12 protein-coding genes, 1 rRNA gene and 1 pseudogene are annotated in these 12,640 nt (G+C 65.9%); 6 read left to right on the top strand and 8 right to left on the bottom strand.

Going from position 1 to position 12,640, the window contains the following annotated elements:
• Positions 1–21: 21 nt before the first annotated feature.
• From RMCN_RS00210 to RMCN_RS00195, 4 genes are all read right to left on the bottom strand, one after another.
• A complete protein-coding gene (locus RMCN_RS00210; protein ID WP_067386385.1) occupies positions 22–1,470 on the bottom strand; it encodes a cytochrome P450 in 1,449 nt (482 codons plus the stop codon).
• 71 nt (positions 1,471–1,541) lie between these two features.
• Positions 1,542–2,045 carry a hypothetical protein gene (locus RMCN_RS00205; protein WP_067386383.1) on the bottom strand — a complete coding sequence of 168 codons (504 nt, stop codon included), beginning with the start codon at positions 2,043–2,045 and terminating at the stop codon, positions 1,542–1,544.
• Between the two features lie 85 nt (positions 2,046–2,130).
• On the bottom strand, positions 2,131–2,667 hold the full coding sequence (locus tag RMCN_RS00200) for a cytochrome P450 (RefSeq protein ID WP_084376998.1): 537 nt from the start codon (positions 2,665–2,667) through the stop codon (positions 2,131–2,133).
• Positions 2,589–3,326: a cytochrome P450 family protein gene (locus tag RMCN_RS00195; RefSeq protein WP_084376996.1), complete on the bottom strand. Its 738-nt coding sequence runs from the start codon at positions 3,324–3,326 to the stop codon at positions 2,589–2,591. Before RMCN_RS00195 ends, RMCN_RS00200 begins: the two co-directional genes overlap by 79 nt.
• Positions 3,327–3,453: 127 nt before the next feature.
• Here RMCN_RS00195 and RMCN_RS00190 point away from each other — a divergent pair, with 127 nt between their 5' ends.
• From RMCN_RS00190 to RMCN_RS00180, 3 genes and pseudogenes are all read left to right on the top strand, one after another.
• Entirely contained in the window at positions 3,454–4,647 is a 1,194-nt protein-coding gene (locus RMCN_RS00190; RefSeq protein WP_067386381.1) for a thiolase C-terminal domain-containing protein, read from the top strand.
• Positions 4,648–4,654: 7 nt separating this feature from the next.
• A complete protein-coding gene (locus tag RMCN_RS00185) occupies positions 4,655–5,074 on the top strand; it encodes a Zn-ribbon domain-containing OB-fold protein (protein ID WP_067386379.1) in 420 nt (139 codons plus the stop codon).
• 1 nt (position 5,075) lies between these two features.
• Positions 5,076–6,293: pseudogene (locus tag RMCN_RS00180) on the top strand (CaiB/BaiF CoA transferase family protein).
• A gap of 16 nt (positions 6,294–6,309) precedes the next feature.
• Here RMCN_RS00180 and RMCN_RS00175 read toward each other — a convergent pair.
• Complete coding sequence (locus RMCN_RS00175) at positions 6,310–7,482, bottom strand: amidohydrolase family protein (protein WP_067386378.1); 1,173 nt, start codon at positions 7,480–7,482, stop codon at positions 6,310–6,312.
• A gap of 160 nt (positions 7,483–7,642) precedes the next feature.
• On the opposite strand from RMCN_RS00175, the gene RMCN_RS00170 reads away from it, so the two are divergent.
• Positions 7,643–8,449 (top strand): FadR/GntR family transcriptional regulator, encoded by an 807-nt coding sequence (locus RMCN_RS00170; protein ID WP_064412850.1) that lies wholly within the window; start codon positions 7,643–7,645, stop codon positions 8,447–8,449.
• A gap of 24 nt (positions 8,450–8,473) precedes the next feature.
• Here the strand turns inward: RMCN_RS00170 and RMCN_RS00165 are convergent, their stop codons facing one another.
• Positions 8,474–9,298, bottom strand: a complete 825-nt coding sequence (locus RMCN_RS00165; RefSeq protein ID WP_067386375.1) for a mycofactocin-coupled SDR family oxidoreductase — start codon at positions 9,296–9,298, stop codon at positions 8,474–8,476.
• Between the two features lie 172 nt (positions 9,299–9,470).
• On the opposite strand from RMCN_RS00165, the gene RMCN_RS00160 reads away from it, so the two are divergent.
• Positions 9,471–10,967 (top strand): DNA-3-methyladenine glycosylase 2 family protein, encoded by a 1,497-nt coding sequence (locus RMCN_RS00160; protein WP_067386373.1) that lies wholly within the window; start codon positions 9,471–9,473, stop codon positions 10,965–10,967.
• Between the two features lie 123 nt (positions 10,968–11,090).
• On the opposite strand, the gene RMCN_RS00155 is transcribed toward RMCN_RS00160, so the two are convergent.
• Positions 11,091–11,660, bottom strand: a complete 570-nt coding sequence (locus tag RMCN_RS00155; RefSeq protein WP_067386867.1) for a dihydrofolate reductase family protein — start codon at positions 11,658–11,660, stop codon at positions 11,091–11,093.
• Positions 11,661–11,909: 249 nt separating this feature from the next.
• Here RMCN_RS00155 and RMCN_RS00150 point away from each other — a divergent pair, with 249 nt between their 5' ends.
• Entirely contained in the window at positions 11,910–12,413 is a 504-nt protein-coding gene (locus RMCN_RS00150) for a methylated-DNA--[protein]-cysteine S-methyltransferase (protein ID WP_067386865.1), read from the top strand.
• A gap of 137 nt (positions 12,414–12,550) precedes the next feature.
• Here RMCN_RS00150 and rrf read toward each other — a convergent pair.
• Positions 12,551–12,640: ribosomal RNA gene (rrf, locus tag RMCN_RS00145) — 5S ribosomal RNA — on the bottom strand; the annotation flags it as partial.

Here is a 12,640-nt window from a genome sequence, read left to right as displayed (position 1 = left end):
CCACCGTGGAGGACCGAAATCTCAACCGACCGTTTCGAGCTCGATCGGCAGCGAGTCGGCCGGCGTGGGTCCGGTCCCCCACGTGAGCGGGACGCGGTAGCCGTCGGGCACGCTCCAGCGGAAGCGCCGCAACAGCTTGTGCATGACCGTCTTGACCGTCATGTCGGCGAACTGTTGGCCGATGCACTTGTGGGCGCCGCCGCCGAAGGGGGCGAACGCATACCGGTTGACCGCGGCGCGGTTGGCCGCATCGGTGAACCGCGAAGGGTCGAAGGTGTCGGGGGCAGGCCACCAGTCGGGCAGCCGCATCGAGGCGTGCACGCTGATCGCGATCTGGGCCTTGCGCGGTATGTAGTGCCCGCAGATCTCCGTATCGCGAATCGCCTGGCGGAACAGGGTGCCCGCTGGGGCGTACATGCGCAGCACTTCCTTGAACGCCGCGTCCAGCCAAGCAAACCCTTCCAGGTCGTCGAGGGTGGGCAGATCGATCGGGCGGTCGACGGCCTCTTCACGAAGAGTGTTCTGCCAGCGGATGTTTCGCCCCAGCTCGTAGACGAGCATGGCCAGGGCGATGGCGGTGGTGTCGTGAGCGGCCATCAGCAGGAAGATCATGTGGTTGACGATGTCGGCGTCGGTGAAGCGTTGACCATCCTCGGATTCGCTGCGGCACAGCATCGAGAACAAATCGGTGCCGTCGCCGCGACGGCGGTCGGAGATCTGCCTGTCGAAGTAGCGCTCGAGGCGTTTTCGAGCCCGCAGTCCGCGCGCCCACGTGCCGCCCGGCACATCGGCGCGGACGATGGCCTGACCGCCGTGCACGGTGTCGTGGAAGTCTCGGATGAGTTGGTCGGACACCGCGCCGATTTCGGTGCCGACAAACACCTCGGCGGCCTGCTGCAGCAGCAGCTGCTTGATCGACGGATACATCGGAAAACGGGGCGCGGGCCGCCAGGTCGCCAGGGCGCGGTCGATGCCGTCGGCAGTGTCGGCGAGATAGGTGTTGAGCGCGGTGCGCGTGAACGCCTGCTGCATGATGCGCCGGTGGTCGCGGTGTTCCTCGAAATCCAGCAGCATGATGCCGCGATGAAAGAAGGGCCCGATCACCGGTTGCCATCCCCGGGTGCTCGACAGCGCTTTGTCCCGGTTGACCCATGCCGCCTCGAGTGCTTCGGGTCCCATCAGGGCGACGACGCGAAATCCGACCCCGCCGGCCCACGACACCGGTCCGTACTTCGCGTAACGGCGGCGGGCGAACTCGAGCGGGTCGGCGAGTGCGGCCAGGACATGGCCGAGGTACGGCACACCGTAGTTGCCCATCACCGGTGCGAGCCCGGAGCCGGCCGGCGGATCCGCCAGTGGGCGGTCGGGGCTCGGCCACCTGTCGGCGATCGTCGCGCCGAGTCCGGACAGCCGTTGTCGCGCCTCGACCAGTGAGGTCGGCGGTGCGACGGCGTCCACGAGGTTGATCATCGGGCGAACCCTCCGTCGACTATCTGGAACCTAACCTCCGAAACCGCCGACTGCAAAAGGCCGCGGCTCTGTCAGCTGTCGTCGTGCCCCACTTCCGCGGGCAGCGGTGGTGGCAGCGGCTTTTGCGATGTGGTGGGTGCCGAACTTGCCGCGGGCGGCGACATCCCGGGGCTCGACGCGGAGCCCTCGTGGAAATCCAGCATTGCCTCGTCGCGGATGACGCGTGAGCCTTCCGCGAGGATCAGCGACTCCTCGGAGAGGGTGTAGGTGATCCCGTTGTTGTCGACCGTGAACGTGTTGCCTGATTTCTCAGCGGTTTTGATCAGTTTTGCGCCGTCGCGCAACCGCACTCCGCGGTATTCGTAACCGCCGTTGGGTGTCTCACAGATCGCCACGCGCGACGTGGCGGTGCTGCCGAACACCACCGCCGAGTAGGGCGCCGCACACCGCGCGGTCGAGTCGACGTAGCCGCGGGTGTCGCTGGCCGGCGCCGCGAGGGCCGACGGCAGGGTGAACGCGGCCGCGGCCGAGCATGCGGCCACGGCACCGATCAGAAACCATCCTCGATTCGACATTGCTTCCACGACACCACGACATCGGCATCTGCGCACCTGACAAAGGCCAACTGGCCCGAATCGTTAGCACGCCGCAACCGGCCCGTTAGCTGGACCTCGGCGTGAACCGCACTGGAAGGGACGACAGACCGGAGGTGAGACTGGTCGCCGCCCATGTCTCCGGGCCGGCCTGCTCGATGTCGGGTAGGCGCGTGAGCAACTCACGGATCATCACCGTGCCTTCCGCCCGGCCCAGATGCGAGCCGACGCAGAAGTGCGGGCCGCCGCCACCGAACGCGATGTGCTCGCTGCGTTTGCGGTCGATGTCGAAGGCTTCGGGGTCGTCGTAGACCCGCTCGTCGCGATTGCCGGAGCCGTAGTACATGACCACGCGATCCCCCTTGGCGATCGGCTGGCCGGCTAGCTCCGTGTCCTCGGTGGCCAGGCGGCGGATGTAGACGACCGGCGAGAGCAGACGCAGCATCTCCTCGATCGCACCGGGCAGGAGCGCGTCGAGATCCTCGACCAGACGTCGACGGACGTCAGGATGATCGAACAACAGCTTCATCCCGCCCGAGATGAGGTTGCGCGACGTGTCGAGGCTGCCGTCGGTGAGAAGTATGAAGTTGCCGATGAACTCCATGTCGGTATCGGGCGACCGTCGACTTCCATGTTCGCGTAGGCGCTCAACACGTCATCGGCAGGGTTGGCCTTCTTCGCGGCGAACGCCTCGAAGCCCATGCCCGCCATCTCGATGAACGCCGCGTGAAACGCCTCCTCCCCCACGATGTCCGGGGAGCTGTGCGTGATCATGAACAGCTCGTGCAGGCGGTGACCGTGTTCGCGGGGTATGCCCAGCAGGGCCGCCGCCGTGTAGCCGGCCATCTGACCGGCCAGCTCGACGACGTCGCACTCGCCGAGACCGGACACCTCGTCGACGATGCCGGAGGCCAACCGCTGCAGGTCCGGGAGCATGTGCTTGACCCGCGCCGGGATCAGGCGCGGCGCAATCACTTTGCGAAAGTGTGCGTGTCGTGGTGCGTCCATCGACAGGAACCCGACCTCGATCTCCGCGTCCACGATGCCGACCGACGGTGAGGACTGGAACAGCTCGGGATGGTGCTCTATGTGGCGGATATCGGCGTTGCGCGTCACCGCCCAGAAGAAGCCGCCGTCCGGGGCAGGGTGCTTGTAGACGGGCGCATTGGCCCGCAGCCATCGGTATTGCTCGAAGGGGTGGCCGTTGCTGAACGACTTCGCCGAGTACAGATCGATGGGGATCTCCGGCGCGTGCGGCGTCAAGTGTGTCGGTCATCTACAACCTCCGGGTGTGTGCCTGCCACCGGCGTGCGTCGCGAACCGCGCCCACGTCCGGCGGACAAGCCCGAATACTGTCATATTTGAGGTGTTTGACGCTAGGGTGCTTTTCATGTCCGCGCCGTCAACGCACCCGTTGCGTGACCGCTGCGCGATCGTCGGGATCGGCACCACCGATTTCAACAGGAAGTCCGGACGCACCGAACTGGCGCTGGCCGCGCAGGCGTGTACCGCCGCGATCGCCGACGCGGGCCTGACACCGGCCGACGTCGACGGCATCGTGCGTTGCGAACAAGACACAGTGCGCCACAACGACGTGGCCGACATTCTGGGCCTGCCTTCGTTGACCTACTGGGGATCGACCGGCACGGGGGGTTCGGCCCCGGCCGGGATGGTCGCGCAGGCTTGCGCCGCGATCGCCGCCGGGCTGGCGCGGTCCGTGTTGGTGTTCCGCTCGCTCAACGGGCGTTCGGGCGCTCGTTTCGGCCGGGGGCGGCGCCAGAACGCACCCGTCGGCGGGAACGGCTCGTACGACGAGTTCTTCCTGCCCTACGGTCTGATGGCCCCCGGTCAGATGTTCGCGTTGATCGCCCGTCGGCACATGATCGAATTCGGCACCGAGCCCGAGCATCTGGGTGCGATCGCACTCGCCTGTCGCGAGCACGCCAACGCCAATCCCGCCGCGCAGATGCACGGCAAGCCGATGACCATGGCCGCCTACCTGGGCTCGCGGCCGGTGACCGAACCGCTGCGCCTCTACGATTACTGCCTGGAAACAGACGGTGCGTGCGCCGTCGTGGTGACCTCCAGCGAACGGGCGCGCGATACCGCCTCCACGCCGGTGTCGATCCGCGCGGTGGCCCAGGGCGCCGATGCCTACCAACAACCCGGGTTGGTCTTCCCGGCGCTGATGCGAGAAAGCCTGGTCGAGCAACCGTCGAGACGGACGGCCGAAACCCTCTATCGCAGAGCCGGTTTGGGACCAAGCGACGTCGACGTCGCACAGCTGTACGACTGCTTCACCATCACCGTGCTGCTTCAGTTGGAGGATTACGGCTTCGCCGCCAAGGGTGAGGGCGGTCATTTCGCCGCGGGCGGCGCACTGCGCGCCGGAGGCACCCTGCCCATCAACACGGCAGGCGGAAACCTGTCGGAGGGTTACATCCACGGACTCAACCACGTGGTCGAAGGAGTGCGGCAGATCCGAGGGCATTCGACCAGTCAGGTGCCCGGCGCCGAGGTGTGCCTGGTGACGTCGGGACTACCGACCGCCACCGGCGCCCTGATGCTCACCGCCGCCCGATAGGACTTCCATGACCGATGCACCCTCCCCCGTCGTCGATGACCCGGACACCGGTGGATTCTGGCAAGCAGCACAACGCGGAACACTCGCGGTCCAGTGGTGTGACGCATGCGATCAACCGGTCCACCTTCCGCGGCCACAGTGCCCTCGGTGCGCTTCGGAGACCCTGGCCTGGCGCGAGGTCGACGGTGAGGCGACCGTGTATTCCTGGGCGGTGGTACATCATCCGGTCCATCGCGCGTTCTCGGTTCCATACACCGTCGTGCTGGTCGCTCTCGCCGCACACCCCGCGGTCCGACTCATCGCGCACCTCGACGGGGCCCCGCCCCTGTACGAGGGGCAGCGCATGCGGTTCTTCACGCGCCCCGATACCAGCGGAGCGCTGCTGCCGCAGTGGGCGCCCATCACCGAGAACGCGGAAGGGGATTGACGTGACCAAGGTGCTGCAGGGTGTGCGGGTGCTGGAGGTGGCCCTGTACGGCTTCGTACCGGCGGCGGCCAGCGCGCTGTCCGACTGGGGAGCCGACGTGATCAAGGTCGAGCATCCCGAGACCGGTGACCCGATTCGCGGCCTGGCGGCGTTCGGGGTCAAGCCCAGCGACGGCGGGGTAACCATGCTGTGGGAGGTGCTCAATCGCGGAAAGCGTTGCGCGGGAATCGACATCGCCCATCCAGACGGGTACGAAGCGCTGATGGCGCTCGTCGACCAGGCCGATGTCTTCCTGACGAACTTCCTGGGGCCGGCGCGCCAGCGCCTGCACATCGACGCCGAACACATCCGGGCACGAAACCCGCGCATCATCTACGCCAGGGGAACCGGTCACGGCGTCCGGGGTCCCGACGCCGACCGCGGCGGCATCGACGGTATTTCCTACTGGGCGCGCGCAGGTTTGGCGACCGCGGCCATGCCGGCCGATTACGACTACCCGATCAATCTGCCGGGTCCGGCCGTTGGAGACATCTAGGCCGGACTGAACCTGGCGGGCGGCATCTGTGGGGCGCTGTATCACCGTGAGCGCACGGGTGAGGGTGCGGTCGTCGATGCGTCGCTGTTGTCGGCGGGCCTGTGGGCCATGCAATCCAGCATCGCTGGCAGCTATGTCACCGATCGCGACCAACTGGTCAAGGGTGACCGGCGCCGTCCCGGCAATCCCCTGGCCAACGTATACCGGACCGCTGATGGCCGTTTCGTCTTCCTCGCCATGCTCGAAGCCGACCGGTACTGGCCGGGATTCTGCCGCGCCGTCGGTCGGCCCGAGTGGATCGACGATCCGCAATTCGCGACCGCCTCGTGCCGGCGCAAGAACATCGAGCGCTGCGTCGCACTCCTGGACGAGTTGTTCGCCGAAGAACCACTGGAGCATTGGAAGACTGTGCTCGACAGCCAGGAAGGTCAGTGGAGCGTCGTGCAGTCACCCCGCGAGACGCTCAGCGACCAGCAGGCTTGGGACAACGGCTTCTTCACGATGGTGAACTACGACAACGGCGCCCGGTTGCCGTTGGTGCCCGCCCCCGTCCAGTTCGACGAGGCGCCGGGAGATCTGCGCCCCGCACCCGGACACGGGGAGCACACCGACGATTTGCTCCGCGCGTGCGGATACGACGATGAGACGATCATGAACCTGAAGATCGGCGGCGCCATCACCTGACCCCGGTGGTATCGGCTCAGTCCGAACGCGGAAAGTGAAACAGGTTGCGCGCGTTGGTTTCGGCAATCATCGCCACCTCGTCGTCGGGCACGGCGGCCAGGGCTTCAGCGGCGCGTTTACGGCAGTTCGGCCAGTTGGAATCCGAGTGCGGGAAATCGCTTTCCAGCATGATGCGGTCGACGCCGATCTTGTGCCGGCTTTCCACACCGTGGTCGTCATCGATGAAGCAGGTCCAGAAGTGTTGGTGGAACAACTCCGAGGGGCGGGCGTCGAAGTCGATGTCCTGGTAGTAGCGGTGCCGTTCCCAGGTGAAATCGGTTCGTTCGAGCATGTAGGGAACCCAGCCGATGCCTCCCTCGGCCAGGGAGAACTTCAGGTTCGGGAACTGCTGGAGCTTGCCGGACAACAGCAGATCGACCGTCGTCCACCAGGAGTTCGTGGCGAACACGGCGATCGCCACAGCGAAGGGGGCCGCCTTGCTTTTCATGGTCTTGGGCGCGAACGGCGCACCGGAAAACGAGAAGCCGGGCACATAGCCGCCGGCACCGAAGTGCAGCGACACCGGAAGGTCGGCGTCCGAACACAGCTGCCACAGCGGATCCCAGTGATCGGTGTGGAATGACGGGAGACCGAAAACCGATGTGGTGTCGGGGAACGAAAGTGTCCGCGCGCCCTTCGAGACGAGGCGTTCGGCTTCGGCCACCGCCGCGTCGATATCCCAGAACGGCACCATCCCCAGCGGGATGTACCGGTCCGGCGCCGTGGCGCACCATTCGTCGATGTAGAAGTCGTTCCACGCTTGAATACACAGCCGCGCAAGCTCTTTGTCCTTGCCACGAAAGAACGTGCTTCCCGCGAAACCGGGAAATGAGGGGAAGCACAGGGCGGCATGGACGCCGTCGACGTCCATGTCCTTGACCCGCATCGCGGGGTCGTAGCACCCGGGGATCATGTCCTCGTAGCGCACGGGGTCCACACCCCACTCCTCGCGAGGTTTACCGGCCACGGCGTTGAGTCCGATGGTGGGGAACCGCTCGCCGTTGTAATGCCACAACTGGCTGCCGTTGACGTCCCTGATCTGCGGTGCGTCCTCGTGCCACCGCGTGGGCAGGCGATCCACCCACACGCAGGGGTGCTCCACCAGATGGTCGTCGACGGAGATGATCTGGTGCTGTTCCTGTAGCGGCATGGCATCCTCCCGATGCCGGCGTCGACGGCGTCCATGTCCGTCGTGACGGCGACTGCTCAAATATACCTATATTCGGACTACGTACAAGCTTTCCGAGCCGCGACGAGTACGCTGAATGTCCGAGTATTCACGCGTTCTTGCGGGCAAGGCGGTATGAGGGATGACGGTTGACGACTGGCGGGCCGACGGTCCCCGTCAGGAGCTGGTTGCCCGGATCCGTCGCGGCAAGCTCTCGTTGGGTATCGCCCAGGACATCGTTCGGCGCATCGCACTGGATCAGCTGTCGGCCGGGAGCCCGCTTCCCACCGAACAGGCGATGGCCGCCGAGTTCGGCGTCGGCCGGGCCTCGATCCGCGAAGCCCTGCGGGTGCTCGAACTACAGGGAATCGTCGAGATCCGCCGGGGCAACGGCGGCGGTCCGGTTGTCGGCCACCGCGGCCCGCAACGCTTCGGCGAGACGATGACGATGCATCTGCAGCTGGCCCACGCGACGATGCGCGACGTCAACGAGTCAATGATCTATCTCGAGCCGCTGGCGGCCGAACGGGCCGCACTGCGAGTTCGTGAGGGCTCGGCCGATCCGCACCTCGTCGCGCAGATGGTCGAGGAGAGCCGCCGCGGGATGGCCCGAGTGACCGAGCAGAATCTGTCCAGCCACGACTACGTCGACTCGGGCAGCCGCTTCCACATCGTGGTCCGCGACATCTGCCCGAACCCGGCGCTCGACCTTCTCACCGAGTCGGTGAGCCACATCTTCTCCAGCCGCACCGCGCAAGGTGGCGCCAACCTCTTCAGTGACATGACGAGAACCCGCCTGCACTTCGACCACATCCGCATCGCCGATGCCATCGAAGCCGGCGATCCGGACGCGGCGCGCGAACTCATGCGTGAGCACATGACCACTGCGTCGCAAGCGATCTTCGAGGTTGCGCCGGACTTGGCCGACAACCTTGTCGACTGGCAGTGACGGGCCCGCGGGTCGGGCCGCGCTTCACACGTTGCAGAATCCGGCGTCGACGGGCAGGCACACGCCGGTGATGTAGCGGCCCCGCTCGGAGACCAGCCAGGCCACCGCGTCGGCGATGTCCTCGGGCTGAAGGATGTTGACGTCCGGCAGAAGGTTGCGAAGGTTGGCCAGTGGCCGCTCGGCGACGGTTGCGATCCAACTGGAGAACGCCTCGTTGCGGGTCATCCCGGAGTCAACACCGGTAGGCAGTATGGCGTTGACGCGAATGTTGTGCGGCCCAAGTGTGTTCGCGAACACCCGCATCAAACCGAGGATGCCCGACTTCGCGGCGGTGTAGCCGTCGAGGCCGCCCCAACCGCCGGTGAAGCCCTTGACTGCGGCCGTGGAGCTCGTCAGTACCACCGATCCGGGACGACCGGCCTCGACGAGTGCTGGGGTGGTGGCCTTCACGGTGTTCCATACGCCGGCGAGCATGATGTCGATCGCGTCCTTGAAGGCGCGGGCCTCGTCGACGTCGGCGGGGTAGGCGCACCCGCCGGCGTTGGCGATCACGATGTCGGCGCAGTCGACGCCGAGGTCATGGGTACCGGCCGAAAAGGCTTGTCGGACTTGGTCGAATTCGCGGACGTCGGCGATCTGGAGGCTGGCCCGCTGCCCGGCCTTCTCCACCAGTCGGCAGGTTTCCTCGAGTTCGTCCCGTGTACCCATGGGGTAAGGAATGGTCTCGATATCGGCGCAGATGTCGACCGCGATCACGTCGATGCCGTCGGCGGCCAGGCGCACGGCGTGGGCCCTGCCCTGCCCGCGAGCCGCCCCCGTGATCATTGCGACCCGCTGCGCGCCCGTCATCGGTCTCCGTCGGTTCTCGAATGTTCGACTATTTGAATCAACGTAAGGGGGGCGCGGCTCCACCGTCAAGCATCCCGTTTCGCGACCGCATGGCCGGTACCCACTTCGGCCCCCGACGACCATGTCGGTTTTCCGCGAGTTCTGTCGGTGGTCCCGTGTAAAGGTGAGAGACATGTACGACGATTTCGACCGCTGCTACCGGTCCGTCCAGTCCAAGGACGCCCGGTTCGACGGTTGGTTCGTCACCGCGGTACTCACCACCGGAATCTATTGCCGGCCGAGCTGTCCGGTCCGCCCGCCGTACGCCCGCAATATGCGGTTCTATCCGACCGCGGCGGCCGCCCAGAAGGCCGGATTTCGCGCCTGCAAGCGGTGCCGACCCGACGCCTCCCCCGGTTCACCGGAGTGGAACTTCCGTGGCGATGTCGTTGCGCGAGCCATGCGGCTGATCGCCGATGGCGTCGTCGACCGCGAAGGTGTCACCGGACTGGCCGCCAGACTCGGATACACGACCCGCCAGGTCGAGCGGCTCCTACAGGCAGAGGTCGGCGCCAATCCGCTCGCGTTGGCGCGGGCACAGCGTTCGCAAACGGCACGTGTGCTCATCGAGACCACCGAATTGCCCTTCAGCGACGTCGCATTCGCATCAGGCTTCTCCAGCATCCGTCAGTTCAACGACACCGTCCGAACGGTGTATGACCTTCCTCCGACCGCACTCCGCCAGCGCGCGCGAACACGCCTGGGCCGCAACGACGACGGTGTCGGAGCCATATCGCTGCGACTGCCGGTCCGCACCCCGTTTGCGTACGAGGGATTGTTCGGCCACTTGGCGGCCAGTGCGGTGCCGGGCGTCGAAGAGGTGCGCGACGGCACTTATCGGCGCACACTGCGATTGCCCAACGGCAACGGAATCGTCTGTCTCACACCGCAGCCGGACCATGTGCAGTGCCGCGTCGCACTCGAGGATTTCCGCGACCTCGCCACGGCCATCGCCCGCTGCCGACGGCTCCTCGACCTCGATGCCGACCCCGAAGCGGTCATCGATGCGCTTTGCGCCGACGCCGGCTTGAGCGCCCTGGTCGCCAAGGCTCCGGGGCAGCGCATTCCCCGCACCGTCGACGAACAGGAACTGGCCGTGCGAGCGGTACTCGGCCAACAGGTGTCGGTAAAGGCGGCGCGAACCCATGCCGGCCGCCTCGCGTCCGCGTACGGTCAACCGATCGCCGATGCCAACGGTGGTCTGACGCATGTCTTTCCAACGGTCGAGCATCTCGCCGAGATCGACCCCGCCCATTTGGCATTTCCGAAATCCAGACAACGGTCCCTGACGTCGCTGATCCGCGCGCTGGCCGACGGTGACGTGGTGCTGGATGCGGGCTGCGATTGGAATAACGCACGTGAGCAACTGCAGACGTTGCCGGGAATCGGGCCGTGGACCGCGGAGATCATCGCCATGCGCGGGTTGGGAGACCCCGACGCGTTCCCGGTGACCGACCTTGGCGTACGGGTGGCGGCCGAGCAGCTGGGCCTGCCCGCTGATGTGCGGTCGCTCACCGAACACAGCGTCCGTTGGCGACCGTGGCGGTCGTATGTGACGCAGCATCTGTGGACCGCGCTCGATCATGCGGTCAACGACTGGCCTCCTCCGGATGCGGTCGCCGCGGGCTAGCTCCGCACCGAACGGTTTAGCCACTCACGCAGGACGTCAGTGGTGGGTGTTCGATTGGCCGACTTCAGATTTCAGGGCGATGGCGCGTGTGGCGATACGGGTGTCGCCGATCGGAGTTGTCCTTCATCCGTCTCGTTCGGCCCCGTATCGCAGCAGGACCGTGCCGCACGGGAAGGTGCGGTTCTCCAACAACTGCAACGAGATCCGTCCCGGCAGCGTCGGAAAGAACGGAGTGCCGCCGCCGACAGCGGTGGGCGCCACCACGAGCCGATACTCGTCCACCAAGCCGGCCTGCACGATCGGTGCGGCCAGCGTGGCACCGGCGACCTCCAGATTGCCGTCGGTTTGGGCCTTCAGCTTCCTTACGACCTCGACCGGGTCGCCGCGTTCCAGTCGGGCGTTCCATTCGACGAACTCCAGGGTGCGCGAAAACACGACTTTGGGCATATCGCGCCAGACTCGGGCGTAGTCGACGATCAACGGGGTGGCGTCCGGGGCCTCGTCGGCGGTCGGCCAGTAGGCGGACATCAGTTCGTAGAGCCGCCGCCCGTAGAACGACAAGGCGGTCTCGCGCTCGAAGTCGTTCCAGTACTGATGCAGTTCATCGCTCGGAGTCGACCAGTCGATGTTGCCGTGCGCGTCAGCGATGTATCCGTCTATCGAGACGTTGAAGCCATAGATGAGTCTGCCCACGCTGATCAGACTGCACCGGACCGCAGAATTCATCGCGGCGCCACACCGTCGCCCGGTGACTCCACGAGCCGGCGTGACGACGATGTCGGATTTCCGCCAGCTCGATCGGTGGACACGTGCCATCGTGAGAGAGTGCACGAGATCCGCGGTGGTGAGTCGACCACGACAAGCCTGTCCGATTCGGCAACGACCCGTGGCGAACATCGGCGGTCATATGCCACACGAACGGTGGCTGCCGAAGGAGAAGCGATGAAAGCCCTACACTACCGTGTCGTCGACAGCCCCGTTGGCCCGCTCACGTTGGCGGGTACGGATAGGCGGTTGAGGCACCTACGGATGGTCGACCAGACATATGAGCCCAGTCGCGAAGGCTGGATACCCGACGATGAAGCCTTCCCCGAGGCTGTCGGGCAGCTCGAGGCCTACTTCGCCGGTGACCTCACCGAATTCGACTTGGACCTCGAATTGGTCGGTACGCCGTTCCAGCGGAAGGTCTGGTCGGCACTGCTGACCATTCCCTATGGTGAGACCCGCTCGTATGGTGAGATCGCCCGCCAGATCGGCGCAGCCGGTGCGTTCCGTGCGGTGGGTTTGGCCAACGGACACAACCCGATCGGCATCATCGTGCCGTGCCATCGGGTCATCGGCGCCAACGGCAGCCTCACGGGATACGGCGGCGGCCTCGACAGGAAGCGGGCGCTACTCGACATGGAGAAGAGTCGCGTCTCGCCGGCGTTGACCTTGTTCGAGTGAACCGGCTGCCGGGGCACCACAAATTTCGATCACCGGCGCCAACTCCCAATCCGAATTCGCAAGCGCCCGGACACGGGTCGTGCCGTACAAATGCCTGTGGCCCCCAATCGAAATGGGGGCCACAGGGCTTAATTTGTGTTCGGCGGTGTCCTACTTTTCCGCCCGGGTTGGGCAGTATCATTGGCGCTGGCAGGCTTAGCTTCCGGGTTCGGGATGGGTCCGGGCGT

This window comes from Mycolicibacterium novocastrense (assembly GCF_001570485.1).
Taxonomy (GTDB): domain Bacteria; phylum Actinomycetota; class Actinomycetes; order Mycobacteriales; family Mycobacteriaceae; genus Mycobacterium; species Mycobacterium novocastrense.
The sequence above is the reverse complement of the archived record's forward strand: the minus strand, read 5'-3'. Positions and strand labels throughout refer to the sequence as shown.